At 44.4% G+C, this 25,690-nt stretch carries 23 protein-coding genes; 12 read left to right on the top strand and 11 right to left on the bottom strand.

Features of this window, described 5'->3' with window-relative positions; all coding sequences use genetic code 11:
- Positions 1-2: 2 nt before the first annotated feature.
- From ACMCM8_RS08585 to ACMCM8_RS08570, 4 genes are all read right to left on the bottom strand, one after another.
- Positions 3-3,353 carry an efflux RND transporter permease subunit gene (locus ACMCM8_RS08585; RefSeq protein ID WP_412727404.1) on the bottom strand — a complete coding sequence of 1,117 codons (3,351 nt, stop codon included), beginning with the start codon at positions 3,351-3,353 and terminating at the stop codon, positions 3-5.
- 26 nt (positions 3,354-3,379) lie between these two features.
- Positions 3,380-4,489, bottom strand: a complete 1,110-nt coding sequence (locus ACMCM8_RS08580) for an efflux RND transporter periplasmic adaptor subunit (protein ID WP_412727402.1) — start codon at positions 4,487-4,489, stop codon at positions 3,380-3,382.
- 198 nt (positions 4,490-4,687) lie between these two features.
- Positions 4,688-5,080, bottom strand: coding sequence for an OsmC family protein (locus tag ACMCM8_RS08575; RefSeq protein WP_412727400.1), 393 nt, complete (start codon positions 5,078-5,080; stop codon positions 4,688-4,690).
- A gap of 31 nt (positions 5,081-5,111) precedes the next feature.
- A complete protein-coding gene (locus tag ACMCM8_RS08570; RefSeq protein WP_412727398.1) occupies positions 5,112-6,002 on the bottom strand; it encodes a CvfB family protein in 891 nt (296 codons plus the stop codon).
- Positions 6,003-6,218: 216 nt separating this feature from the next.
- On the opposite strand from ACMCM8_RS08570, the gene ACMCM8_RS08565 reads away from it, so the two are divergent.
- Genes ACMCM8_RS08565 through ACMCM8_RS08550 form a run of 4 tightly spaced genes read left to right on the top strand, consistent with a single transcriptional unit; the run spans position 6,219 to position 9,508 of the window.
- Positions 6,219-6,944, top strand: a complete 726-nt coding sequence (locus tag ACMCM8_RS08565) for a 5-oxoprolinase subunit PxpA (protein WP_412727396.1) — start codon at positions 6,219-6,221, stop codon at positions 6,942-6,944.
- Positions 6,945-6,982: 38 nt separating this feature from the next.
- Positions 6,983-7,708: a 5-oxoprolinase subunit PxpB gene (gene pxpB, locus ACMCM8_RS08560; protein ID WP_412727394.1), complete on the top strand. Its 726-nt coding sequence runs from the start codon at positions 6,983-6,985 to the stop codon at positions 7,706-7,708.
- Positions 7,698-8,645 (top strand): biotin-dependent carboxyltransferase family protein, encoded by a 948-nt coding sequence (locus tag ACMCM8_RS08555; RefSeq protein ID WP_412727392.1) that lies wholly within the window; start codon positions 7,698-7,700, stop codon positions 8,643-8,645. Before pxpB ends, ACMCM8_RS08555 begins: the two co-directional genes overlap by 11 nt.
- Positions 8,642-9,508: an aminotransferase class IV gene (locus ACMCM8_RS08550; protein ID WP_412727390.1), complete on the top strand. Its 867-nt coding sequence runs from the start codon at positions 8,642-8,644 to the stop codon at positions 9,506-9,508. Before ACMCM8_RS08555 ends, ACMCM8_RS08550 begins: the two co-directional genes overlap by 4 nt.
- A gap of 72 nt (positions 9,509-9,580) precedes the next feature.
- On the opposite strand, the gene fur is transcribed toward ACMCM8_RS08550, so the two are convergent.
- Entirely contained in the window at positions 9,581-10,009 is a 429-nt protein-coding gene (fur, locus tag ACMCM8_RS08545; protein WP_412727388.1) for a ferric iron uptake transcriptional regulator, read from the bottom strand.
- A 316-nt stretch (positions 10,010-10,325) separates the two neighbouring features.
- On the opposite strand from fur, the gene ACMCM8_RS08540 reads away from it, so the two are divergent.
- The 3 genes from ACMCM8_RS08540 (at position 10,326) to ACMCM8_RS08530 (ending at position 13,780) form a co-directional block, all read left to right on the top strand.
- Entirely contained in the window at positions 10,326-12,332 is a 2,007-nt protein-coding gene (locus ACMCM8_RS08540) for a methyl-accepting chemotaxis protein (protein WP_412727386.1), read from the top strand.
- A gap of 105 nt (positions 12,333-12,437) precedes the next feature.
- Entirely contained in the window at positions 12,438-12,938 is a 501-nt protein-coding gene (locus ACMCM8_RS08535) for a helix-turn-helix domain-containing protein (RefSeq protein ID WP_412725292.1), read from the top strand.
- Positions 12,935-13,780 (top strand): IS3 family transposase, encoded by an 846-nt coding sequence (locus tag ACMCM8_RS08530; RefSeq protein WP_412727628.1) that lies wholly within the window; start codon positions 12,935-12,937, stop codon positions 13,778-13,780. Before ACMCM8_RS08535 ends, ACMCM8_RS08530 begins: the two co-directional genes overlap by 4 nt.
- A gap of 95 nt (positions 13,781-13,875) precedes the next feature.
- On the opposite strand, the gene fldA is transcribed toward ACMCM8_RS08530, so the two are convergent.
- The 5 genes from fldA to ACMCM8_RS08505 form a co-directional block, all read right to left on the bottom strand.
- Positions 13,876-14,400 carry a flavodoxin FldA gene (fldA, locus tag ACMCM8_RS08525; protein ID WP_412727384.1) on the bottom strand — a complete coding sequence of 175 codons (525 nt, stop codon included), beginning with the start codon at positions 14,398-14,400 and terminating at the stop codon, positions 13,876-13,878.
- Positions 14,401-14,426: 26 nt separating this feature from the next.
- The gene (locus tag ACMCM8_RS08520; protein WP_412727382.1) at positions 14,427-14,645 is read right to left on the bottom strand and encodes a DUF2788 domain-containing protein; all 219 of its coding nucleotides are present in this window, start codon (positions 14,643-14,645) and stop codon (positions 14,427-14,429) included.
- A 129-nt stretch (positions 14,646-14,774) separates the two neighbouring features.
- Positions 14,775-15,548, bottom strand: a complete 774-nt coding sequence (locus tag ACMCM8_RS08515; RefSeq protein ID WP_412727380.1) for an alpha/beta fold hydrolase — start codon at positions 15,546-15,548, stop codon at positions 14,775-14,777.
- Between the two features lie 140 nt (positions 15,549-15,688).
- Positions 15,689-16,087, bottom strand: a complete 399-nt coding sequence (locus ACMCM8_RS08510) for an H-NS family histone-like protein (RefSeq protein WP_412727378.1) — start codon at positions 16,085-16,087, stop codon at positions 15,689-15,691.
- A gap of 118 nt (positions 16,088-16,205) precedes the next feature.
- Positions 16,206-17,855, bottom strand: a complete 1,650-nt coding sequence (locus tag ACMCM8_RS08505; protein WP_412727376.1) for an electron transfer flavoprotein-ubiquinone oxidoreductase — start codon at positions 17,853-17,855, stop codon at positions 16,206-16,208.
- Positions 17,856-18,224: 369 nt separating this feature from the next.
- Between ACMCM8_RS08505 and ACMCM8_RS08500 the strand changes: the two genes are divergently transcribed.
- Both ACMCM8_RS08500 and ACMCM8_RS08495 read left to right on the top strand, forming a co-directional pair.
- Positions 18,225-18,977: an electron transfer flavoprotein subunit beta/FixA family protein gene (locus tag ACMCM8_RS08500; RefSeq protein WP_014998609.1), complete on the top strand. Its 753-nt coding sequence runs from the start codon at positions 18,225-18,227 to the stop codon at positions 18,975-18,977.
- Positions 18,974-19,900, top strand: coding sequence for an electron transfer flavoprotein subunit alpha/FixB family protein (locus ACMCM8_RS08495; RefSeq protein ID WP_412727374.1), 927 nt, complete (start codon positions 18,974-18,976; stop codon positions 19,898-19,900). The genes ACMCM8_RS08500 and ACMCM8_RS08495 overlap by 4 nt, the downstream gene beginning before the upstream one ends.
- Positions 19,901-20,020: 120 nt before the next feature.
- On the opposite strand, the gene ACMCM8_RS08490 is transcribed toward ACMCM8_RS08495, so the two are convergent.
- Complete coding sequence (locus tag ACMCM8_RS08490; protein WP_412727372.1) at positions 20,021-20,329, bottom strand: isoamylase early set domain-containing protein; 309 nt, start codon at positions 20,327-20,329, stop codon at positions 20,021-20,023.
- Positions 20,330-20,730: 401 nt separating this feature from the next.
- Between ACMCM8_RS08490 and ACMCM8_RS08485 the strand changes: the two genes are divergently transcribed.
- The 3 genes from ACMCM8_RS08485 to ACMCM8_RS08475 all read left to right on the top strand — a co-directional run bounded on the left by ACMCM8_RS08485 (position 20,731) and on the right by ACMCM8_RS08475 (position 25,621).
- On the top strand, positions 20,731-21,963 hold the full coding sequence (locus tag ACMCM8_RS08485; protein WP_412727370.1) for an efflux RND transporter periplasmic adaptor subunit: 1,233 nt from the start codon (positions 20,731-20,733) through the stop codon (positions 21,961-21,963).
- Complete coding sequence (locus ACMCM8_RS08480; protein ID WP_412727368.1) at positions 21,963-25,115, top strand: efflux RND transporter permease subunit; 3,153 nt, start codon at positions 21,963-21,965, stop codon at positions 25,113-25,115. Before ACMCM8_RS08485 ends, ACMCM8_RS08480 begins: the two co-directional genes overlap by 1 nt.
- Positions 25,116-25,264: 149 nt before the next feature.
- Positions 25,265-25,621: a hypothetical protein gene (locus tag ACMCM8_RS08475; RefSeq protein ID WP_412727366.1), complete on the top strand. Its 357-nt coding sequence runs from the start codon at positions 25,265-25,267 to the stop codon at positions 25,619-25,621.
- Positions 25,622-25,690: the final 69 nt, after the last annotated feature.

Raw genomic sequence — 25,690 nt, 5'->3', positions numbered from 1 at the left:
GCTCATAGCACACCTCCTTTTTGGTACTGGTCACGGCTGTCAGGTGCCAAGTCATTGTCCTGTGCCGTGGCCACGACAGTTTTGTTGTCGAACAAACTGTAAAGTACGGGCAGCAGAACCAGTGTCAGTAAACTGGCAAACAGTAATCCGTAGATGACAGTAATAGCCATGGGGGTGCGGATCTCTGCACCTTCACCAAACCCAAACGCCATCGGTAATAATCCCAAAATGGTGGTGAGGGTGGTCATCACAATGGGGCGCAAGCGCGTTTTCGCTGCATCGATAATAGCCGCTTCTTTTTCCATGCCCTGACGGCGTAATTGATTTATGCGATCGACAAGTACAATGGCGTTATTCACCACAATGCCGCACAACATGATAAGACCGATAAACACGACGACATTAAGCGGTGTATTAGTGAGCCACAGGCCATAGACAGAGCCTGCGCCAGCTAATGGGACAGCAAATAAAATCAGCAGCGGGTGTAGTAGCGATTCAAATTGCGATGCCATTACCAAATACACCATAAATATTGCCAGAGCGAGGGCAAACTGCAGTGAGCGGAAACTGTTTTGCATATCCTCACTTTGACCTGTAACTGAAGCACTCAGTGAAAGTGGAAGTTGTGTTTGCGAAAGCACGAGGTTTGCCACTTCCACAGCTTCATCCAGCTTGCCTTGGGCTAGGTTAGCCGATACCAACGCTACGCGCTGTTGACCCACACGGGTAATCTCACTGGGTCCTACGCTCATATACACATCGGCCACTGCACTTAAAGGGATTGGTTGAGACGCGCCTGGATTGACTACAATGGCACGCACACTGGCTATGTCATCACGTTGATTTTCAATGGTGCGTACCAACACATCGACTTTCCTGTCTTCGACACTGTACTGGGTAGCAATGCGACCACCTACCTTCGCAGCAATAAGCTCAGAAACGGTGGCGGCATCTAGTCCTAGACGGGCGAGTTTGGCGTGCTGAAAGGCAATTTTTAATTCAGGGTTACCGTCTCTAATACTAGTAGTGACATCGGCAAAGTTAGGGTAGCTAGCAAGCTTAGTGGCAATAGCGTCCCCATACTGTTGGAGCTGATTTAGATCATAGCCAGCTATTTCTATTTGAATAGGCGAGGCAAAACTGAATAATTCCGGCTCAGAAAAGGTGGCTTGTACATGAGGCTGCAAAGCAAGGTAATCGCGCAGGGTGGCTTTTACATTTAACATGTCTTGCTCGGTTGCAGCGGGCTTCATAACGATATTGAGTCTGCCCCAATTATCGCCCCCTTGGTTGGGTGCGGCGCTTATTAGACTACCCGTACCAGACATAGCATAAGTGCGCTTTACCAGAGTTTCGCCGCTTGGTGTATCGCTTATAGGGGACATGGCCACTGCGGCCAACTCGCGCATGATGTCATCTGTACGGGTAAGCGGAGAACCAGCAGGTAAGGTAACTTCAACGGAAAATTCGCCCTGTGAAAGGGTGGGAATAAGTTCCATGCCTAACTTCGGAATAAGTATTACTGCGCCACCGGCAAGTAAAAAGGCGATGGCGACCACAGTGGTTCGTGCACGAAGGCTTAAAGCAAGCAGCTTTTCATAGCTTGATGCCAGTAGCATAAACCCTTTGTTAAACACCCATATAAGTGGTTTAAATACAAAATGTAGTCCTTTGCTAATAATGTACCAGGTACCAATTACCAAGGTGACTAATGCGGCAGGCAAAAAGACAAAGACAAATTTAAATACCAGACGAATTGGGAGTGTTAGGTAAAATACAATTTTTCCGAGTAGTGTGGTAGGCGGTGCTTTTGGTTCAGAGGTAAAGGTTTCCTCGTGATCGAGTTGCTGTTTTTTCTTTTTGTGTGCCATCGCTGGAATGAGGGTAAGCGCGACTACCAATGAGGCCGCTAGGGCAAAGGAGACTGTCAGAGCCTGATCTCTGAATAGCTGGCCGGCAATCCCTTCTACGAAAATAAGGGGAATAAATACGGCCATGGTGGTCAATGTAGAGGCAACGATGGCGCCGGAAACCTCTTTCGTGCCTTCACTGGCAGCGATGGTTTGTGATTGATACGTATTTAGGGCATGTTTGTGTTTCTTGTGACGGTCGATGTTTTCTAACACCACAATACTGTTATCAACCAACAAACCCACAGCCAGTGCAATCCCACCTAGGCTCATCATGTTTAGGCTAATGTCGTTAGCATACATTAAGTTAAATGTGGCAATGACAGAGACCGGGATTGAGACCGAGATGATCAAGGTCGCCCAAAAATCTTTCAAGAACAGATATAACACTAACATGGCAAGAATACCGCCCATGATTGCGGCTGACTTTACATTATCAATGGCTTGTTTGATGAACACACTTTGATCGTACACTTGCGCAAGGGCATAACCGCTAGGCAGGTTTTGCTCTACTTCTTGAAGGCGATTAGCGACCTTTTGGGCGACGTTTACTGCGTTGGCATCGCCTTCTTTATAAATTGCAATCTCAACGCCCTCAGCACCATCAAAGCGGGTAACCACATCTCTATCTTTGAACGCGCTTTTGACTACAGCAACATCTTTAAGCTGAATGTTTTTGCCTTCAAAGCGACCGATAAAGAGGTTTTCGATATCACTTAAGCTTTCAAACTGATTAAGGGTTCTCACCAGAAATGCTTGGGCGGCATTATCAATACGACCTCCGGCAGCATTGACGTTCTCGGCACTTACTCGCTCGATAATACGGGTAATGGGAAGTGAGAGCTGACTGGCTTTGCGCTGATCAATCAAAATGTGTATTTGATTTTCCAGTCCCCCTCCGATACGCACAGCCGCTACTCCTTCAACAGACTCTAACGCGCGCTTTACTTGCTGCTCTGCGTATAACCGAAGGCGTTTCATTTGTGCTTCAGATAGGGTGGCAGATTCTGCCTGAGCCGTTAACCCTAATTTGATCACCGGATCTAAGCTGGGGTTAAATCGCAACAAGCGAGGTTTTTCAATATCCAGTGGAAGTTGTAAAACATCGAGTTTTTCTCGCACTTCCAGACTGGCAAAATCCATATCTGTACCCCATGCGAAGGAGAGAACGACATCTGATTGTCCTGCACGTGACGTTGAGGTAACTTTTCTGACACCCTTAACAACGCCGATTGCCTCTTCGATAGGTTTAGAAACTAACTGTTCTACTTCGCCGGGTGCTGCACCGTCGTAATCGGTGCGAATGGTCAGGGTAGGGTAGGATAAATCGGGTAATAAGTTGACCGATAATCTCCCTAAAGACACCATGCCGAACAACAAAACGGCAAAGGTGAACATACTAATTGCCACGGGGCGCTTAACAGCAAGATCGACAATGCGCATAGGTATAACTCCTTGTGAGATCCGAACTAGCCGTTCACTACTTCAACAGGGGCACTGTCTTTTAAGTTGTGATGCCCTGCGGTGACAACTTCTTCGTTGCCTTTTAAACCACTGATGATTTCGACTTCTTCATTGTTTTCAAAGCCAGTAGATACATCGACTTTCTTAACCTTGCCATTGTCGACTACAAATACGCTGTGGTTATTGTCTATGGTCACTAAAGCTCTACGCGGTAATAATGTGGCATTGGCGTGGGTTGCGTACTCTAGAGAAACATCGGTAAACATGCCTGCTTTGAGTTTATTGTGTTCGTTTGGCACGTTAAGGGTGACTTTAAATGTGCCTGTCGCTGAATCGATAACTGGGCTTATCCGTTGTACAAATGCCGTCATAGTATGATTACCCAGTGCAGCGACAGTCAGTTTGGCACCTTGACCAACGGTCACATTCGGCAGTTCGTTTTCAGGAAGGTAAACAACGCCTTGCAAATTGCGTTGTTGGACTATGTGAAACATGCGTTCACGTTGGAATGATTCGGTTAAATTGCCCACTTTGGCATTGCGCGATGCGACATATCCGCTGATAGGGGCGGTAATCGTAGTTTCTTTTAAATCCAGTTCGGCTAAGCGTACAGATGCTTTTGCAGATTCAAATTGTGCTTTTAGCTTGTCGTAAGTATCGTCACTGATAAGTTTTTTCGAATAAACTTTATTGACCTTCTCCAGCTCACTTTCGATGCCAGTTAAATCGGCTATCGCTTTGGAAAGGTTTAACTCATAGCGGCGCTTGTCCAACTGAGCCAATACCTGGCCCTTTTCAACGTAATCGCCTTCTTCAACAAAAATTTCTTCAATAATGCCTGATGCTCTGGCAACTACGAATGCTTCTTCTTTGGCCTCTAGAATAGCCGTGGTGTCATAGGTAGAGGTAATATCGCCAGTTCTTATACTTTGTGTCTCAACGGGAATGGCAAAAACAGTTTCTTCTGTTTGCTCTGCTTGTGCTTTCGCGTTAATAGCATCTGCATCGGAACACGCGCTTGTGGCCAGTGTAAAGCCGATAATACTGCTTGCTAACACCAGCTGACGAAAAGCGTGAGAAGAAAATACAGGGGATGTGCGTAGTGAAGTATCCATGGTTAAAAACCCTAGCAATGTTGTCGTTATATAATAATGACCACATACAGCAGCTAATATGCCAAAGATGTAAAAATATGTTAAATATCAATTAAAACAAGTGGTTATAATATTTTCGGAAGGGTGGAAATGAAAAGCCAACCTAAAAGGTTGGCTTTTTTCACTATCACTTGGTCAGTCTCGCCAAGCTAAGGTTTATTACACTAAAGTATAGCTGGTGGTAATGGTCACATTGCCAGCCAGCATCAGCATAACGGAACAGTATTTTTCCGCAGAAAGCTGGACGGCGCGCGCGAGCGCTTTATCACTTATCCCTTCGCCTGAAACGGTATAGTGGGCATGGATTTTGGTGAAGACCCTCGGGGGAGTTTCGGCGCGCTGCGCTTCTAAATCGCAGTGGCAAGCTTGTACGTCGTGACGGCCTTTCTTCAAAATATCTACTACGTCGATACTTGAACAAGCGCCAACAGCTACTAACACTGACTCCATAGGTGATATGGCATTCCCATTTCCGTCCATTACGGTGTTATAACCGCTGTCTGTTGCCCCTGAGAAGGTAAGGTCGTGATCCCACGTTACACGTGCTTTCATATTCTGTCCTGATTGTCTTAAGTAAAAGGAGTTATTGCGCTTGGTTTAAACGGACGGCGTCTGGGCTTAAGGTGATTTTTTTCTGCTTATACAGCGCCCCCAAGGCTTTTTTGTAGGCTGCTTTGCTGACGTTAAAATGTGAATATATCGCTTCAGGCGCACTTTTGTCGGTAAGCGTAGAAATGCCACCGTGGGCTTCTAAATCATCTAATATGGCCTGTTGCAATGCATCACGACCACCTTTATCAACACGCTGTAATGCCACATCTACTTTTCCATCCGTGCGAATGGTTTTTATAACCCCTTCAGTGGATTGTCCTACTTTAAGTGGTTTAAAGGCGTCGCTGTGAAAAATAAGGCCTAAACACTGCTCGTTTATAACAACTTTAAAACCCAAGTCAGTCTTGGCGTATACTAGGCAGTCAACGCTTTCGCCCTCATTGAGATAAGGGCTTCCTTCTTTTAGGAAGTAGTGTAGTTTAGTGGCTCCTAGCACCCTTTGCGTTTTTTCATCAAAAAACGCATGGACAACATAGTACATACCCGGGTTAACGGGTTGAGCTTGATAGTCGTTGGGGATCAGTAAATCATTGCTCAACCCCCAATCGAAAAATGCACCAAAATTTGTCGCAGACACTGCTTTGAGCACTTTTGTTTCACCCACTTGAATTAGCGGGCGTTTTAACGTGGCATATAGCTCACCTCGTTGATCAGCAGTGACGAAGACGTCTAGTGTTTGCCCCTCGTTAAGAGGAGTGTCGACTTCATCAATCGCGAGCGTCACGGTCAATGACTCTTCATCATTGTCGCGAGTAAAATCGTTATCCGCCATTTCATCGGTGTCGACAAGTGGTGCCAGCGCATACCCAAAAGGGTATTGGGCGACTACGCGCAATGTATTAATTTTTCCAATATTTATCATTAGAACTGACTTTTTAAAAAGAACAGGTAACATGATACTAAAGCGTGCCACTCTTTGCAGTACACTTTTATTCCCTCAATGCGGGTTTTTGATAGCAATCAGGGCAGAGGCATGTGCGAAGTGGCTTGGAGAAACTGGCGTGTATACAGCACGGCTGGTTGTGAAAATGTATGCCACAGTTTTAGCACTGAGTATTGAGAGTAAGAGTTAAACACAATGAAGTTAAATTGCGATTTAGGTGAAAGTTTTGGCGCGTGGTCAATGCCGGTAGAAAACGACATTATGGCGTTGATTGATCAGGCTAATATAGCGTGTGGATTTCACGGGGGCGATCCGGTAGTGATCAAACATGCACTGCGCCAAGCAAAAGCAAATAACGTCGCTGTTGGAGCCCATCCGTCTTATCCTGATTTACAAGGGTTTGGTCGGCGTAGTATGAGCATACCCGCAAATGAGTTAATCCCTATTATCCAGTACCAGGTTAGTGCTTTGGCTGGGATGGCGGCGCTGTGCGGTACAGAGGTCAGTTATGTTAAACCTCACGGTGCACTTTATAATGATATGATGAAACACGCTGACGTGCGTAAGGCCGTTTTTCAGGGAGTCGCTGAATTTGGACATGGAAAATATGCCCTTATGGTGCAGGCTACCGAACGCAATGCAGAGCTCAAAAAAGAAGCCGAAACTCTAGGTTTAACGTTGCTATTTGAAGCCTTCTCAGACCGACGTTATACGGATGAGGGGTTATTACAATCTCGACTGCAACCCGGCGCCGTGCTCGACGAAAAGGCGGCGTTGGCACAGGCAAAGCAACTGATCGAAGACGGCACAGTCACCACTTGTTCGGGTAATATCCTCAACCTCGACGCTGATACGCTTTGTGTTCATGGCGACACTATGGGGGCCGTCGACATTGCCCGCGAAATCAGAACATTTCTATAACTTCGCCTCATTAAGAACACATTTACCTGGGATAGTACATGCAAGCTTTTGGCAATATTGAAAAAATTGTTTCTGCAGGTGCAGATGCGCTTATGCTGTATTTCAACGGTAAAACACTCGATGAAGCAAATGGTGCATGTCACCGGTTACTCAATCAAATTGATGAGCATATTAAACAGGGCGATAGTACGTGGCAATGGTTGGTAGAATGCGTACCTTCTTACGACTCGTTGCTCATTGTGTTCGATATGGAGCTGATTGATAAGCATGGCGTTTATTCTGCAATACGTACACTTGTTGATGAGCGGGGCGAGCTGAACGGCGCCCACCTGATTAGCGAAACTATCACCACCATTCCTGTCTGGTATGGAGCACCTGACGCCAGTGATTTAAGTGTAATTAGTGAAAAGACCTCACTTTCTGTCGAGGAAATTATTCAGTTGCATACCAGTATGGAATACAAGGTGTATGCCGTCGGCTTTGCGCCAGGCTTTGCTTACATGGGAGACATACCTGAACCGCTGAGTTGTGCCCGTCTTGGTACCCCGCGTAAACGAGTGCCGAAAGGGGCAGTGGCAATTGCAGATAGACAAACTGCGGTGTATCCGAGTGAATCGCCAGGGGGGTGGCATCTGCTAGGCCTTACACCCCTTAACATGGTAACGCATGATTCAAACCGCAGTACGTCATTGCTCAAAGCCGGTGATAAAGTAAAGTTTGTGCCTATCTCAGAAGAGGAATTTAACAGCTATCATGAGAGTTGAGATAGGCCATAAGGGCCTTTTTAGTCTGATTGTGGACCATGGTCGCAAAGGGTGGCAAAGAGAAGGTTTTTGCCAGTCGGGAGCCATGGATAGTGACGCTTATAATTGGGCGAATTTTTTAGCGTGTAATTTAGACAATACACCTTGTATTGAAGCAATTGGTGATATGCGCCTTACGGTTGACAGTGACTGTGCTATTGCAGTCACTGGCAGAGAAGCGACGTTGAGTGTTAATGGCGAATCTCGCCGTGTTTATCAAACTCAATATATCAAGGCGGGTGATGAAATTACCTTTGGTAGTGCTCTGTTTGGCGCTAAAGCTTACTTGGCTATTTGTGGAAACTGGTATGTGCCAAGGGCTGTCGGCAGCGCGTGTATAGTGGTAAGGGAGCGACTAGGTGGACTCGATTCAAAAGGCAGTGCACTGGAAACGGGAAATTGCTTTGAAATAAACGCAAATGACTTACAGCAGCGAATGGGGCACCCCAGAACGCTTCCCCCACAATGTCAATTTACCTATGGTTTTGATGCACCTATTCACGTCACTCCCGGATATCAATTTGATAACTTTAGTGAAGTGGCGAAGCGCATCTTCGAAACCAGCCCTTATACAGTATCGCCTTCAATAGATAGAATGGGCTTTAGATTAAATGGCGCGCCTATTTCATCTCATATTTCCCAGATGCGCTCTGAAGCGATCCATATTGGCGCCATACAGGTGCCTCCAGACGGGCAGCCTATTGTAATGATGAGAGACCGTCAAACATTAGGGGGATATCCTAAACTGGGTTGTGTAAGCCCACTGGATTTGGATCGATTGGCACAGGCAGTGCCGGGGGAAACCGTGACTTTTACATTTCAAAACGATGAAGCGGCTAGAGCTGAATGGCTATTAGCAACAAGCCGCCGTCGGCGATTACAAGGAGAAATAATGTGACAATAGCATTTTTAAATGGCGAATTTTTACCGCTTGCTGAGGCGAAAATTTCTCCCATGGATAGAGGGTTTCTGTTTGGGGACGGTATTTATGAGGTAATCCCCACTTATTTGGGCAAACCAGTGGGTTTTGCAGGTCATACTGCGCGTATGGCGCAAGGATTGAGTGCTATAGGCATTGCTAATCCATATGACAGTGAAACATGGCGCGATATTCTTAATCAGTTAGTGGATAAAAACCGCGATAGCATTTCAAGTGGTAACATTGGTATCTATTTCCACGTGAGTCGTGGTACTGACACAAAGCGCTTTCATGCATACCCTCAAAATATTGCGCCAACTGTTTTTGGTTTTGCCTTTGAAATTGCGCCACCTCAGCCCACTAGCCGAGAAGACGTTAAGCCGTTTAAGGTTGCGTTACAAGAAGATAAGCGCTGGCAACGTTGTCACATTAAATCAACGTCTTTGCTAGGCAATGTTATGCACTTTCAAGCTGGTGTTGATGCCGGGGTAAACGAAACCATTTTGTATAATAGCGAGGGGTTAATAACGGAAGCCAGTTCGTGCAACGTGTTTATCGTAAAAGATGGGGTAATTATGACACCACCACTCAATCATCAGTTGTTACCTGGGATCACACGGGCTATAGCGATTGAAGCCTTTAGCCGAGCGAACCTTGACATTAAAGAAGTGTGGTTTAACAAAGAAGATCTAATTAATGCTGACGAAGTGTGGTTATCATCGTCGAGTAAAGAACTGGCACCGGTTGTTGAAGTTGATAACCATACTATAGGGACAGGAAAAGTAGGCGATGTGTGGGAACGTGCAATCAAGGCCTATCACGCTTTCAAATTCGAAGCCTGACCAAGATAATTAAGTCGCATAATGCAAAAAGCCCGCTTGAAGCGGGCTTTTTCTGTGCTATTTGTTAGCCATTTATTCAGCAGGCTCGTCGCAATTGCCTTCAGTGCATTCACCGTAAAGGTACAAGCTGTGGTGGGTAAGCTTGATATTGTGCTGCTTTGCAATCATTTCTTGACGCTGTTCAATGATATCATCTTCAAACTCGATCACTTTACCGCATTTCAGGCAGACGAGGTGATCGTGATGATCCTTGTGGCTAATTTCAAAAACGGATTTACCGCCTTCAAAATGGTGGCGGTTAAGGATACCGGCATCATCGAATTGGTTCAGTACGCGATAGACTGTCGCTAAGCCTATTTCTTCACCCTGTTCGATTAATATTTTATAAACGTCTTCAGCGCTTATGTGTTGGTTTTCTGGCTCTTGCAGAATTTGTAATATTTTAAGGCGAGGCAGAGTGACTTTTAGCCCTGCTTTTTTCAATTCTTTATTTTGATCCATCACAACCTACTAAGAACGAGTGAATAAGTATTGGGTGGTTATTATAGGTAACTTGAAGCAATTTAAAAGTAAAACCGTTGAAACTTCGTTTTCTCGATGAAATTTTGCCCGTTCACGGTTGTGCAATAATTTTTTTAAACTGCTCAAGGCCGCGGATTTACTGGCCTGACCAGATTGTAAGTGTAAGATAAGTAAAACAAATATGTAAAATAAACAAAACTTTTGATGCATTGAATTAACATCCTGTTAAACTAAACTTAAAGAGCTATAGATAACACTCACATTCTTTTTGGCATGTTTTTCGGTGGAAATGCCCATGCAGTTAACAATTATAAATAAAATCACACTGGGGTTCGGTCTCTTCGGTTGCTTACTGCTACTTACCAGTATTCTCTCTTATTTTGGTCTTAGCGGAATTAAAGATTCTGCACAAGACGTTGTGGAACGGAAAATGCCCGTACAGACCAGCATGGTTAAAGTAAAGACGGAGATCCTTTCACTTTCTGTGATAACAGCTAATGGATATCACGTAGAAAATAGCGAAGAACTGACTACAAACCGCGGCACATTCAATACTCTCTCACAGGCGTTCGCTGACGATTTGACACTGTTAAATCGGTTAATGCCGAACAATAAGGTTGCGGCTAACGCGGTACAAGCAAGTATGGCCTATGTCAGCAGTAGCAATGATATGTACAGCGCAATTGAACAGCGCATGAATATTGAACAGATGCTTGCTTCCCAATTAGAAAAAGTACTGATGACGGCAGATGAAGCCAGCGCGCTTATGTTGGATTTATCTTATTTGGACGCCAGCGACCCCAATATAGAAATTTTGATTGGGGCAGGTACGGCTATCGATAATAAATTATTGACGATGAATGATTCGTTTATCGAATTGGCAGCGTCTGACAATGCTGAACAAAGCGCAAATATTATAGACGATTTAGCTTATCAGCTAAGTAACTTACAAGTGGACAGAGATTACGTTAATCGATTGGCTACTGGGGTAGACGAAGGTGGCACCGTTGAAGCTTTCAATACTCAATACGATTTGCTCATCGAGGCAGTCAATGGAGAAAATGGCCTGATTGCACTTCAGCGTGAAAAACTTGATCAGGTAGCCAATGCTGCTCAAGCACAACGCCTTGCTAAGCAAGCCCTTGAAACGGCACTGACAGATATAAACTCATTGTTTGACACGGTTCAAGCGCAGTCACTTGAAGGGCAGAATGGAATTTTAGAGTCAGTACAAGCCAACCTGGTGCGAAACATTGTCGTTGCTGTTGTAGGGTTAATAGCGGCTATATTTTTGGCGGTAATCGTGACTCGCAGTATTTCTAAACCCCTGGGTCGGATCAACAAAGGCCTCAGTTTGTTAAGCCAAGGTGATCTGAGTACCAAATTGCCCGAAGAAGGAGGCGATGAGTTTTCTGCGCTGTCAGCGAAGGTAAATAGTTTGACAGACAGTTTAAGAGCGCTGGTGGGCAATATCTTAGAACAAGAAAAACGACTAATTGAGATAACGAAAGAAAGTGTCGAGCTGGGGAATAAGAGCTTATCTGAAGTAGACAAGCAAAGAGAGCAGGTAACGGTTACCTCGACAAATACGAAAGACGTTCAGGACAAGAGTCGGAGTAATTTAGCGCAAATAAACGATGCAATGAACGCCCTTCGGGACATTACACAGCAAAGTGCTGATATTGGTCAATTGGTTGAACGCAATCGTCAACAGGTAGAAGGTCAAGCAAGACAGGCCGACAGTTCGGCTCAAATTATTGGTCGTCTCGATGACAACTCACGCAGTATCGGGAGCATTCTTGATGTTATTAAAACCATTGCTGAGCAAACCAATTTGTTGGCATTAAATGCCGCTATCGAGGCTGCCCGGGCGGGCGAGCAGGGCAGAGGGTTTGCCGTGGTGGCTGATGAAGTAAGAACACTGGCCAACAGAACGCACGACTCCACTGAAGAAATTGAGCAAATGATTGGCAATTTACAAAAGGATGCAGCTGAAGCGGTTAAGGCCATTAAGTCGGGTCGAGAACAAGCACAGCAGGGCGTAGAGATTACTCAACAGGTATCTCAGCAAGTTGAAAGTATCAGGCACATTATCAAGCGCCTAAGCGACATTAATGAGCACATAGTGGATGATACACAGCAGCAGGATGTATTGTTAGCAGACGTGGCAGAGAGTCTCAATAAAATCGTTGCTTTGGCAGACGCCAGTGCCCAAAGTACGCGTCAGTCTAATGAATCTACTATGCTGCTTGACGCTCAGACCGACACGTTGAGAAAAGCAGTAGAACGCTTTCATCTATAGTTCAGCCATTGGTTTAAAATCAATTGTGGTTGCACAACACATAAAAAAACCGCTCAATGAAGTGACCCCCAATAGTTGGACATTCCAATTACTGGGGGTCTTTTTATGTCTAAACATCATCGAACTCTTAAGCTCAAAGTAGCAGAGTTTGCTTTATCTGAAAGCTCTTTGGCCGCAGGTGACAGATTCAATGTCACAGAACGACAGGTCCGTTACTGGACCGCTGTTTATCGAATTCATGGCGCTGAAAGTTTCAGGTCTGTTCACAAACCTTATTATCAAGCATTTAAAATAGAAGTGTTGAGAATAATGGCAGCTAACAACTGGTCACTCGGGTATACCAGTGCTTTCTTCGATTTATCGTCCCCCGGGATTCTATTTCAATGGCAAAAGCTATATGCTCGTGACGGCATCTCAGGTCTGAAACCAAAGAAAAAAGGAAAACCCCGCGTGAAAAACGACTCTTCTACGCCCAAACCATCATCTGAAATGACGGAAAAAGAACTCAGAGAAGAGTTGGACTATTTACGTGCTGAGAATGCTGTTCTAAAAAAGTTGGAAGCCTTGGCTCAAGCCAGAAAGAAAAAAGCAAAGACAAAACGATAGTCGTCGAAGAGCTCAAGGCCATTTATAGCTTACAAAATCTATTGAAAATCACAGGACTACCAAAGAGTGTTTATTACTATCATCGTAATACGCTGGAACGGTTGTGTCCCGATACTGGTTTATGCGCCAAAATACATAATATTTATCATAAACATAAAGGGCGATATGGCTATCGTAGAATTACCTCAGCCCTGAGAACGATGGGGCTTGTGATTAATCACAAGCGCGTACAACGCTTGATGAACGAGCTTGGTTTAAAGTCAAAGGTCAGAGCCAAACGTTATAAGTCCTACAAAGGAGAAGTCGGCAGAATCGCAGACAATACGCTCAATCGGGAATTTACGGCGGAGAAGCCTAATCAAAAATGGGTGACCGATGTGACAGAGTTTAAGATTAAAGACCAGAAAGTTTATCTGTCACCGATAATTGACCTGTTTAATCAGGAAGTTGTCAGTTATGAGGTACGAACCTCAGTTACATTACCATTGGTCACCGATATGCTTAAAGCCGCGACAAGTAAGCTAAAACGAGATGAAAAACCACTTATCCACTCGGATCAGGGTTGGCAGTATCAGAATAAACAGTACCAAAATCACCTTCGGGAAAACGGGTTACGTCAAAGTATGTCGAGGAAAGGAAACTGTTTAGACAATGCCGTTGCGGAGAACTTCTTCGGCATCTTAAAAACGGAGATGTATCACAACGAGACGTTCAAAGACGCTGACGAACTCATTGAAAACATAAAAGAATACATCGACTATTACAACAACGAGCGCATAAAGCTGAAACTAAAAGGCCTGAGTCCGATACAATATCGAAATCAGGCCTTGGCAGCCGCTTAGAAATGAGTCCAACTTTATGGGGTCACTTCACAATCGAGCGGTTTTTTTATAATAATATCATTAGGCCTTCAGGACCGTCTCGCGATCAGCTGACCTTAGGCAAGTTCTGCCAGACATAATTCGTCGTGAATTTGTTTACACCAAGCTTTAACGCGAGATTCTGTCAGTTCTGGTTGACGGTCTTCATCAATACCCAGACCCACAAAATGGTTGTCATCTGCCATGCCTTTTGAAGCTTCAAAGTCATAACCTTCAGTTGGCCATTGACCGACTAAAATCGCGCCTTTTGCTTCAACAATATCGCGGATCATACCCATAGCGTCGAGGAAATACTCGGCGTAATCTTCTTGGTCACCACAGCCAAATATAGCAACCAGCTTATCGTTGAAGTCAATTTGTTCAAGTTCAGGGAAGAAATCATCCCAATCACATTGCGCTTCGCCGTAATACCAAGTTGGAATACCAAAAATCAGTAAGTCAAACTCAGCAATATCTTCTTTGCTACTTTTAGCAATATCTTTAACATCGATAAGTTGTTTACCCAATTCCTTCTGGATCATTTTCGCAACATGTTCGGTATTACCCGTGTCACTTCCGAAAAATAGGCCAACGCTCGCCATATCTAACCTCTATTAATCGTTACTATTTAAACGCCTGTACTCAACCAGAACCATTCGATAATACCTTTTGCAAGGAACCCCAAGGCGCCTAAGCCAAGCACACCGTAGGTGACCACTTTGCCAATCAGTGGTACGTCGTTTTTACGCAATACGTCGTGTACCGCAAATCCCATTAATACAAACAGTATAAACAGACCGCCGTATAGCATGATGGACTCAATGAGTTCGTAGTTTTCTGCAAGCATAGTGTTATTACTTAAAAAAATCTGGCGCAACTATATCACAGTATATACGCGTGTAAGAGCTTAAAACGTTCAAAAGTAGGGAATAATTGCTATTCTCATCTGTATTGATAAGAATGCCGTCAATCCTGCTTATTTTGTTAACGTTCGCTCAACAATAGCATTAAATGCTGCCGGTTTTTCTGCATGTAGCCAGTGACCAGTACCTTCGATAATATGCGCTTTTGCCTTAGGAAAATAACGCGTAATATCGTCGCGGTAGGCTGGGGTGATGTAATCAGATTCACTCCCTTTAATGAATAAGGTTACACCCGAAAATTGCTGGTCAGTTTGTTCCCAATCAATAATATGGCTATAACTGGCAATTAATCCGTCCACATTAAAGCGCCATGCCCAATGACCTTTTTCGTCTTGATACAGACTTTTTAACAGGAATTGGCTTACCCCAGGCTCTTTGACAAATACAGACATCGCTGCCTCGGCGTCTTTTCGGCTTTCAATTTTATCAAGTGGTACGGCTTTTAAGCCATCAAACACCGACTGGTGACTGTGGTTGTAAGATACTGGCGCAATATCAGCCACAATTAAGTGTGAAATCACATCGCCGTGATTTAATGCTAACCGCATCGCCACTTTGCCCCCTAGGGAATGTCCCAGTACTGCAGTTTGGTTGATATGGTGCTTTTTAATTAACTGGTATACTGCTTCAGCCGCGTGATTAACGTTAAAACCATCTGTCCTTGGGGATTCACCATGGTCAGGTAAGTCAATGCTAATTATGTTATGGCTTTTTTCAAAATGGCGTTTCACACCAGCGAGATTATCTGCACTGCCGAACAAACCATGAATTAAAATTAGCCAGGGAGATTCGGCATCACGTGAGGATAATTTGTAGTTTAATTCCACGGAAAATTCCAAGTTGTTAGTCAGTTCGCCTAATTTAACTTTTGTTTGATTTTTCACTTAAATAAGAGATGGTTGAGTAATAGTAAAAAGGCCTGAAAGTCAGACCTTATTCGCATATATCACAGTAAAAAACGGGTAGGTTATTTGACGGAAAATTCGTCGAGGGATTTACCGCTATCTAGCGCATCTTTGTATACGCGAGGCATACGACCGATGCCGGTCCAAAGGTGTTCATTTCCGCTTTTATCTATCAATTTGTATTTCACAGGACGCTTTTTGCCCACCTTTTTGTTGGTGTCTGTATTTAACGCTTGTAAATCTTCAACATTTAAACCCGCTTCTTCCATTTGTTTTTTTATTGCAGCGAGCTTTTCTTTTTTCTCTTGTTCAGCTTTTTCGTTTTCAAGTGCTTTTTCTTTTCGTTTTTCTATTATGGAGCTCAGCTTTTCTTGTACTGACTCGAGCTCTTCAATGCTTAATTCCTTTACAGCACCTTGCAAACGTCTTCCGTGGGTTAAAATATCTAAAAATTCGCTCATTAATTAACCTTAATACGTTGTACTGAATTTCAGTTTGATTTTAATTAAAAGTAGCACAAAAAAAAAGCGAGCAATGCTCGCTTTTAAAAATAATCAGTTAAATAGTTAAATAACTATTTTACATATTTGGATAATTGGGGCCGCCGGCACCTTCAGGAACAACCCATTTTATATTTTGGCTGGGATCTTTAATATCACACGTTTTACAATGCACACAATTTTGAGCGTTTATTTGAAAACGTTTTTCCCCTTCTTCTTCAATGACCTCATATACGCCAGCAGGACAGTATCGCTGCGCTGGCTCTGCGAATTTAGGCAAATTAACAGTAAGAGGAATAGCGGGATCAATTAATTTAAGATGACAAGGCTGGTCTTCTTCATGATTGGTATTAGATAAAAATACCGAAGACAACTTGTCGAAGCTTAAAACCCCATCAGGTTTGGGATAGGTTATCTCTTTAGCCTGATTTGCTTCTTTAAGTTGCGCATAATCCTTGTGCTCATCTTTCATCGTAAAGAATAAATTACCATTAAAGAAATTTTGCTCTAGGGTGTTAAATGCACCGCCCCAGAAATTACCCAATTTATGAATTGCTGGGCCGAAATTACGCGAACGGAATAATTCGTCATATAACCACGATGATTTGAACTTTTCAGTAAAGCCAGTTAATTCTTTGGCAGGTGTTTCTCCATTTTCACAGAGGGCTTCAAAAATGCTTTCAGCCGCTAACATGCCAGATTTCATCGCTGTATGATTACCTTTGATTTTGGCAAAGTTCAGCGTACCTGCATCACAGCCAACTAATAGGCCACCGGGGAAGGTCATTTTGGGTAGTGAATTAAAGCCACCTTTAGCAATGGCACGTGCACCGTATGATACGCGCTTGCCGCCTTCAAGGTATTGCTTAAATACGGGGTGATGTTTCAATCGCTGGAATTCATCAAAGGGACTAAGGTAAGGATTGTCGTAGTTAAGGTCTACGATGAGCCCGACAAAGACCTGATTATCTTCAGCGTGATATAAATAGCTACCACCTGTGGCTTCATCAAGTGGCCAACCCGCACTGTGAACCACCAAACCGGGCTGATGTTTAGCTGGGTCGATATCCCAAATCTCTTTAAATCCAATCGCGTAATGTTGTGGAGAGCTGTCTTTATCTAATTCGAAGTGGGCAATCAGTTCTTTGCCCAGATGACCGCGACAGCCCTCGGCAAACACGGTGTATTTAGCACGTAGTTCCATGCCCGGCATATAGCCATCTTTCGGTTCGCCGTTTTCACCCACGCCCATGTCGCCAGTAAGTACACCGCCAACACTGCCGTCTTCATTATAGATAACGTCAGATGCCGCAAATCCTGGAAATACTTCTACGCCAAGCTGCTCGGCTTGCTCTGCTAACCAGCGGCAAACGTTGCCCATTGATACAATGTAATTGCCTTCATTATGCATCGTTTTAGGGGTAATGCCATTAGGCAACTTCTTAGCGCCTGTTTCATCTTTTAGCAGGTAAATGTGGTCTTCGGTAACCGGCGTATTGAGTGGTGCGCCTTTGTCTTTCCAATCAGGAAAAAGTTCATTTAACGCGCGAGGCTCAAAAACGGCACCTGACAATATGTGTGCACCTACTTCAGAGCCTTTTTCGACCACACAAACCATGAGTTCCTGGTCTTTTTCATTTGCAAGCTGCATCAGCTTACAAGCAGTTGATAATCCAGCTGGGCCGGCACCGACGATGACTACGTCAAACTCCATCGATTCTCGTTCCACGGGAGGCTCCTTATGTTCGAATTTTTATAGTGCACTATTGATGAAACAAATAATGCATTGTGTCAAAAACATGTAAATTAAATGTCGCCCTGAAAGGTAATGCAGGTTGACGTTTACGTCAACAGTAAGTACATTGCAGAGCAGTTTACGTTAACGTTAACTGGCGATGCATTATAACTGCTCGCGAACGTGGTGTTAACGACGTTTTAGAGCTAGCCTTTATAAAACGTACGTTCCACGGTTTTAATTAACGTAGCGCACATTGTTAAAGTTTCAAAAAGCGTGGTGAAGTAATACGTTTTTAATTATTAATAGTTAATTATTAGTAAAACGTAATAGACACCGACGAACTCAACAATTGAGGTAAATATGAAAATACTCGTACCGGTCAAACGCGCGATCGATTACAACGTTAAGGTAAGAGTGAAGGCCGACGAATCTGGCGTCGATCTTACAAACGCGAAAATGGCCATTAACCCTTTTTGTGAAATTGCGGTTGAAGAAGCCGTTCGATTAAAAGAAAAAGGTGTGGCCACTGAAATCGTTGTTGTTTCAATTGGTGACAAGAGCTGCCAAGAACAAATACGTACAGCACTGGCCCTAGGTGCTGACCGTGGTATTCAAATCGATACCGACCAAAATCTTGATTCACTTCAAGTGGCAAAGCTTTTATCTAAAGTGGTTGAAGAAGAGCAACCACAGCTTGTTATTCTTGGTAAACAGAGTATTGACTCTGATAACAACCAAACAGGCCAAATGCTTGCCGCATTAACTGGCATGCCTCAAGGTACGTTCGCGTCAGAAGTGGTTGTTGACGGCGAGAAAGTAAACGTGACCCGTGAAATCGACGGTGGTCTTCAAACTGTTGCGCTTTCGCTTCCAGCGGTAGTGACTACAGACCTACGATTGAACGAGCCGCGTTATGCGTCGCTTCCAAATATCATGAAAGCAAAGCGTAAGCCGCTTGATGTTAAAGCCGCAGCAGATTTTGGTGTTTCACTAGAATCAAACGTAAAAGTGCTAAAAGTTACGCCTCCGCCTCAACGAGAGGGTGGTATAAAGGTAGCAGACGTTGCTGAATTGGTAGACAAGTTAAAGAATGAAGCAAAGGTGATCTCATGAGCGTACTCGTATATGCAGAACACGACAACGCAAGCTTAAAGACGGAAACGCACAAGCTTGTCAACGCCGCGCAGAAAATGGGTGGCGATATTCACGTTTTAGTGGCGGGTGAAGGTTGCCAGGCCGTTGCCGAGGCAGCGGCTCAAATTGACGGCGTGGCAAAAGTACTTGTTGCTGACAATGCGGCATACAAGCATCAGCTTGCTGAGAATACGGCTGACCTAGTAGTAGAGCTTGCAAGCGATTACAGTCATGTTATTGCTGCTGCGACAACAACAGGTAAAAACTTCATGCCTCGCGTGGCGGCGCTATTAGACGTAGCGCAAATCTCTGACATCATAGGTGTCGAGAGTGAAGACACGTTTGTTCGTCCAATCTATGCGGGTAACGCGATTGCCACAGTGCAGTCTTCTGATACCAAAAAGGTGATTACGGTTCGTGCGGCTTCATTTGATGCAGCCACAACAGGTGGTAGCGCAGAAGTTACTGCTATCGATGTTGTTAAGGGCAGCGAAAAATCTGATTTCGTATCGGCAGAGCTCACTGAGTCTGAACGTCCAGAGCTAACGGCTGCAGAAGTGGTTATTTCTGGTGGTCGCGGTATGCAAAACGGCGAAAACTTCAAGCTTCTAGAAGGGATTGCTGACAAGCTGGGCGCTGCTATTGGTGCATCGCGCGCAGCGGTAGACGCAGGCTTTGTACCGAACGACATGCAGGTTGGTCAAACAGGTAAGATTGTTGCGCCTCAGCTTTATATTGCGGTAGGTATCTCTGGTGCAATCCAGCACCTTGCAGGTATGAAAGACTCTAAAGTGATTGTGGCAATCAACAAAGACGAAGAAGCGCCTATTTTCCAAGTGGCTGATTATGGCTTGGTTGGTGACTTATTCGACGTATTGCCTGAGCTTGAAAGTGCGTTGTAATACACCTTGATGGAAAAATCGATGTGATTAGTATAAAGGCTGCCTAAAGGCAGCCTTTTTTACAGGGCAACAAAGCGTAATGTGTAGGTAGTTTATTAATCAACCTGATACAGGCGGGTGCTACACTCTTACTACAGAATTGTCTTCTACACTAACTGGCGAAGGAATATAGGCATCTGCTTCCCAGTCATTCTCCCATTTTTCACCGTCGAGCAAATAGCGGAATTGGTATTCGTGATCTTTCTCAAGATCTACGGTAAGCGTAAAATCGCCACTTTTAAGCTTCTTCATCGACAAGGGTTGTGCTTTCCAATCGGTAAAATCGCCACAAAGTGCGGCTTCTTTGGCGTCACACGCCGCTTCCGCGTTTAGTCGAAATGTCACTTTGCACAGAGGTTTAGATTTCAAATATTGTTTCTTTAAGCTCATATTGTGTTTTCCCTTCAACATTGCGAAATTTCATTTCCCCAAGCTACAGCGTTAGTTTGGCTGGCCATAAAATAACAACCTCAGGTCAACTCATCATTAATGAGTGGTTAAATAATCACCGAAAACTGACTGTTTATCAATCTAACTTTGTATTCTTTTGGTATTTTTTTGGTATTAGCTATCACGCTAAAAGCGGCATACTTGGTCATTTCATTTTATTCACAAAATTTAACAATCTAAGGTGGGCAGGAGAAGACTAAACGCAGTACACTAGTATTGAAACAATAATAAAACAAACTCATGTAGCGATTTTGTGATTAACGCAGGCTTTCTTTTCCTATTTTGCGCTGTAAAAGGAAAAGTGTGTTGTCACGCGCAGACTGTGTTCCTAGGGATAGTAAATGAAAAACTCCATCTTGGTGAAAAGTGGTATTCCACTGATCATTATCATCGTAGCATTTGTTGTAGCAGCAATTATGATCAATGCGCGTAAACCGCCAGAGCAAGTACCCGTAGAAATTCCTGCATTTCTTGTTGATGCTGAAGCGGTAAGCGCCGAGCAGGTTAATTTCATTGTTAAATCACAAGGCAATGTGGTACCCAGAAATAAAACGGTGCTCAGTGCACAGGTGAGTGGTCAGGTAATTAGTCTATCTGACAGTTTTATGGCGGGCGGTACGTTTAAAAAAGGCGACGTGCTAGCGACGCTGGAACAAGATGATTATAAAACTGATTTGAAATTGGCCGAAGCGGAACTTGCACAAGCCCAAGCGGCATTACAAGAAGAAATTGCCCGGGGTAAAGTAGCAGAGCAGGAATGGCGTTCAGTGAATAACGTTGCGCCTCCTGAGCTTGGTCTGCGCAAACCTCAGCTAGCCAAAGAACAAGCGAATGTGAAGGCTGCCGAGGCCAAATTAGAGCGCGCTAAACGCAACCTTGCACGCACTAATATTACTGCGCCTTACAACGGCATTGTTGTCGAGCGCAATATTGACTTAGGGCAATTTGCAGCAACGGGGTCAACCATTGGTACCATTTATTCAACGGATACTGCCGAAGTAAGGCTGCCGATCACTGACAGTGATCTCATGTTTATCAATATTGCTGGCCAATCACAGCAAGGCGCAGGTGTTTCGTTAACGGCTGCAGTCGGTGGAGTAAAGCGACATTGGCAAGGCAAATTGGTGCGTTCTGAAGGCGTGCTAGATATGGGAAGCCGCGTGGTTTACGCAGTGGTTGAAGTGACAGACCCTTACAATGTGAATGCTACGCATCCCGCTCCTTTGCGGTTTGGACAGTTCGTGGAAGCAGAAATCACATCTCGTCAAAATGAAAACCTTATGGTGATCCCTCGCAGTATTTTGCGTTTGGACAACACAGTGTTAACCGTAAATGACAACAGAGAAATTGAAATAAAGCCGGTGGAAATTGCTCGCACTACCGCGAAAGAGGTGTTCATTCGAAGTGGTCTTGACGAAGGCAATTTGGTGGTAACCAGTGCGGTGCCTAACCCTTATAACGGCATGAAAGTACGGTTACCAGGTGACGAACCCGTTCTGAATGAAGAAACAAAAACCGATAAAGAGAACGACGACAGTGCGATTGAAAGCAACGCTTCAAGCGGAGGTCGCTAATGAGTCGTATTGATACTCAAAAAGGACTAATTGCATGGTTTGCACGCAATAGTGTGGCAGCAAACCTGCTGATGTGGCTGCTCATAGTGGGTGGGCTTTTCGGTGCTTTTAGCATAAAAAAACAGGTCTTTCCCAGCTTTGAGATTAACGTAATAAACGTTCGTGTGCCGTATCTTGGTGCTGCGCCGCAAGAGGTTGAAGAAGGCGTAATCCTTAAAATAGAAGAAGCTATTAAAGATTTAGAAGGCATCAAACAGCTGACTTCCACCGCGGTGGAAGGCATGGGTACAGTAAGTATTCAAGTGGAAGAGGACTACGATGTTCAATCACTGCTTGATGAAGTGAAAGTGCAAGTCGATGCTATTCCACGATTTCCCGCTGATACTGAGAAACCCGTTATATACCGCCAAAAAATTCAACAAGATGTGATTTGGTTATCGGTATACGGTGATGCGTCAGAGCGAGAACTCAAAGAGTTCGCGAAAGACTTACGAGACGATATCGCCAACTTGCCTGGTATTTCAAGTGTTCAGGTGGTGGGGGCGCGAGACTACGAAATATCGGTTGAGCTTTCTGAAGTGGATCTCCAAAAATACAATCTGACATTTGCCGACGTCGTTATGCGCTTGAGCCAAACCAGTGTGGATCTGCCCGGTGGTTCTATTCGCACAGAAAATGGTGACATCTTGCTTAGGACGAAAGGGCAGGCATACACAGGTTGGGATTTCTCACAAATTATACTGGTCACTAACCCCAATGGGACACGAGTGACGCTGGGCGATGTGGCGTATATCAATGATGGATTTATCGAAAACAACCAATACGCGCTGTTTGATGACAAGCCAGCTGTCAGTCTTCGGGTGAGAGCGGTAGGCGATCAGAACGCATTGGAAATCTCTGAGCAAGTCAATCACTACATCGACAGTAAAAAGGCCGAGTTTCCTGCCCATATTACCGCAGATACTTGGGGCGATAGCTCATTCTATTTGGCCGACCGCCTGAATATGATGCTAGAAAACATGTTTTTTGGTGCGTTACTGGTTTTCTTAGTTCTGTCTTTGTTCCTTAAGATAAAGCTCGCTTTTTGGGTAATAGTGGGTCTACCCGTGTGTTTCTTGGGTACGTTGTTAGTGATGCCACTGGATATGGTGGGTGTGTCTATCAATATGCTCAGCTTATTTGCCTTTATACTGGTTCTGGGTATTGTCGTTGACGACGCCATTATTATGGGGGAATCGGCCTATTCTGAAATAGACAAAAAGGGCCACAGTACTGAAAACGTTATAGCGGGCGTGAAAAAGGTTGCTATGCCAGCCACGTTTGGCGTACTGACTACTATTGCCGCGTTTTCGCCTATGCTTATGGTGTCAGGGCCATTTGGCATTATATGGAAAACCATTGGTATGGTAGTGATAGTCTGCCTTATCTTTTCACTAATAGAGTCGAAACTTATATTGCCGGCCCATTTGGTTCATATGAAACTGAAGCCTTACGATCCAGAAAAGGCTAATCGCTTCCAAAAATTCAGAGACTTTTTTAGCGAAGGTATCAAAACCTTTATTCACAATACCTATGCCCCGTTTCTGGCTAAGGCTATACGCAATCGTTACACCACGGTTGCAGTGTTCGCCGCCATGCTTATTCTTACGGTAGGGCTATTTGGTGGTGGTATTGTACGGTTTGTATTTTTCCCTAATATTCCCAGCGATTTCATGATTGCAAGCTTTGAGCTAGAGCCTGGTTCATCGTTGGAACAACGAGACCGGGTGCTCACCACGCTGCGTGAGGCTATGCACCGCATGGACGAGAAAGTTGCAAAAGAAAGCGGTGAGCGGGTTATTAAGCACGCCATTGCATTTGACAATGGCAATTTAGGTGGCGAGATTTTTGCTGAATTGACCAAGGGGGAAACCCGCGCTTTGACCGATTTTGAAATCCAGGACTTGTGGCGAGAAGAGTTGCCTGAAATTCCCGGTGTGAAGTCGTTTAATATCAGTTCTCCCGGCGGCCCTGGAGGTGGTTCGGATCTCAGTTTCGAATTTAGTTCCAGTGATATAAAAGCACTGCGTGCGATAAGCGAGGAATTGAAAGACGCCTTAGATACCTATGAAGGTGTTACCGATATCAATGACACTTTTTCTGGGGGAAGCGAAGAAATTCAACTGGCGTTAAAACCGCAGGCTGATGCTTTGGGTATTACGCTACAGCAATTGGGTCAACAGGTGCGCTTTGGTTTCTACGGTGCCGAAGTACAGCGGATCCAACGAGATGACGAAGAAGTCAAAGTGATGGTGCGTTACCCCAAAACGGAACGCAGTTCCGTCGAACACCTTGAAAACATGCGTATTAGGGCACCGAATGGCCAGGAAATTCCATTTGAGCAGGTCGCTACGTTTCGGGTTGGCCAAGGGTTTGATTCTATTATTCGTGTAGACGGTAAACGTTCGGTAACTGTAACTGCTGCGGTAGATAAGGCATTGATGGATCCTTCTGAAGTCACTAACGACGTTATTGAGAAACTTATGCCGGACTTGCTAGACCGATACCCACGCGTCGAGTTTCAACTTCAGGGTAATTCGAAAGAGCAGGCCGATGCGATGTTTAGTCTGATGCAAGGGTTGTTGTTCGCGCTCTTTGCGATTTATACCTTGCTGGCTATTCCACTGCGCTCATACACGCAGCCATTTATTATAATGTCGGTGATCCCGTTTGGTATTGTCGGCGCTATTATCGGGCACTTAGTGCTGGGCATGGCCGTTAGTGTGTTGTCAATTTGCGGTATTATTGCGCTGTCTGGTGTGGTGGTAAACGACAGTTTAATCATGGTCGACTTTGTGAACCGGGCCCGAAAAGAGGGGCTATCATTAATGGATGCTGCCATTAGTGCGGGTACTCAGCGCTTCAGAGCTATCATTTTAACGTCGTTGACGACATTTATGGGACTAATGCCCATTGTGTTTGAACGTAGCCTGCAAGCACAGATTGTTATTCCTATGGCTATCTCGTTGGCGTTTGGCATATTGTTCGCAACCATAATCACACTGTTACTGGTACCGGCGCTTTACTTGATCTTAGATGATTTAAAGAAGATATTTAGAGGCCGTCAACACAATCCACACACCACGGAACATCAGATAGATGTAACGGGATAATTCGCCGCTTAAGCAATGTTTGATCAAAGCCGCTTCATGAAGCGGCTTTTTTGTTTGCATTTTGAACAAATACACATATACTGTATAAATATCAGTATGGTTTATTTTGAGTCTAACTAATTTGCTTTCTTGCGATAAGGGGAAACACAATGCAGACGGGGATTAAAGGGGTCGATCAGCTTATTGCTAAACACGGTATAAAGGTCGATGTAGGATTTGACGATTTTCAGCGGCGAAGCCGCCTGACCGGTGGCGATGAACGTGCCCAGGCTTTGCCTTTTTGCATGTATCAAAAAGTAATGAATGCACCACTTTCGCGTATGTTTACGGTTCATCACTTTTATATGCCTGATCACAAAGGCAAGTTAGCCTCTTTTTTATTTAATGAAAAAGGGGAGTTAATAGAACAAGTGTATTATCAAAAAGTGGCGCGATGGGTAAATGTTTGCAGGAAATTACAGCAATGGGTACAAACGGCGACCTCGGATATGCAAATGGCTGCATAAAAGTGCTAGGTGCGTATAAAAAAACGGTAACGCCTTTAGGACATTACCGTTTTTATCAGTGACATTACA

Origin of the sequence: Alteromonas sp. D210916BOD_24 (genome assembly GCF_047159385.1) — a bacterium.
GTDB lineage: Bacteria > Pseudomonadota > Gammaproteobacteria > Enterobacterales > Alteromonadaceae > Alteromonas.
Note: the sequence above shows the minus strand (reverse complement) of the source record. Positions and strands in the feature narration are given on the sequence as shown.

Coding starts and splice junctions, on each gene's coding strand:
- ACMCM8_RS08585 (WP_412727404.1), bottom strand. CDS start 3,353: ATGCGCATTGTCGATCTTGCTGTTAAGCGCCCCGTGGCAATTAGTATG.
- ACMCM8_RS08580 (WP_412727402.1), bottom strand. CDS start 4,489: ATGGATACTTCACTACGCACATCCCCTGTATTTTCTTCTCACGCTTTT.
- ACMCM8_RS08575 (WP_412727400.1), bottom strand. CDS start 5,080: ATGAAAGCACGTGTAACGTGGGATCACGACCTTACCTTCTCAGGGGCA.
- ACMCM8_RS08570 (WP_412727398.1), bottom strand. CDS start 6,002: ATGATAAATATTGGAAAAATTAATACATTGCGCGTAGTCGCCCAATAC.
- ACMCM8_RS08565 (WP_412727396.1), top strand. CDS start 6,219: ATGAAGTTAAATTGCGATTTAGGTGAAAGTTTTGGCGCGTGGTCAATG.
- pxpB (WP_412727394.1), top strand. CDS start 6,983: ATGCAAGCTTTTGGCAATATTGAAAAAATTGTTTCTGCAGGTGCAGAT.
- ACMCM8_RS08555 (WP_412727392.1), top strand. CDS start 7,698: ATGAGAGTTGAGATAGGCCATAAGGGCCTTTTTAGTCTGATTGTGGAC.
- fur (WP_412727388.1), bottom strand. CDS start 10,009: ATGGATCAAAATAAAGAATTGAAAAAAGCAGGGCTAAAAGTCACTCTG.
- ACMCM8_RS08540 (WP_412727386.1), top strand. CDS start 10,326: ATGCAGTTAACAATTATAAATAAAATCACACTGGGGTTCGGTCTCTTC.
- ACMCM8_RS08535 (WP_412725292.1), top strand. CDS start 12,438: ATGTCTAAACATCATCGAACTCTTAAGCTCAAAGTAGCAGAGTTTGCT.
- fldA (WP_412727384.1), bottom strand. CDS start 14,400: ATGGCGAGCGTTGGCCTATTTTTCGGAAGTGACACGGGTAATACCGAA.
- ACMCM8_RS08520 (WP_412727382.1), bottom strand. CDS start 14,645: ATGCTTGCAGAAAACTACGAACTCATTGAGTCCATCATGCTATACGGC.
- ACMCM8_RS08510 (WP_412727378.1), bottom strand. CDS start 16,087: ATGAGCGAATTTTTAGATATTTTAACCCACGGAAGACGTTTGCAAGGT.
- ACMCM8_RS08500 (WP_014998609.1), top strand. CDS start 18,225: ATGAAAATACTCGTACCGGTCAAACGCGCGATCGATTACAACGTTAAG.
- ACMCM8_RS08495 (WP_412727374.1), top strand. CDS start 18,974: ATGAGCGTACTCGTATATGCAGAACACGACAACGCAAGCTTAAAGACG.
- ACMCM8_RS08490 (WP_412727372.1), bottom strand. CDS start 20,329: ATGAGCTTAAAGAAACAATATTTGAAATCTAAACCTCTGTGCAAAGTG.
- ACMCM8_RS08485 (WP_412727370.1), top strand. CDS start 20,731: ATGAAAAACTCCATCTTGGTGAAAAGTGGTATTCCACTGATCATTATC.
- ACMCM8_RS08480 (WP_412727368.1), top strand. CDS start 21,963: ATGAGTCGTATTGATACTCAAAAAGGACTAATTGCATGGTTTGCACGC.
- ACMCM8_RS08475 (WP_412727366.1), top strand. CDS start 25,265: ATGCAGACGGGGATTAAAGGGGTCGATCAGCTTATTGCTAAACACGGT.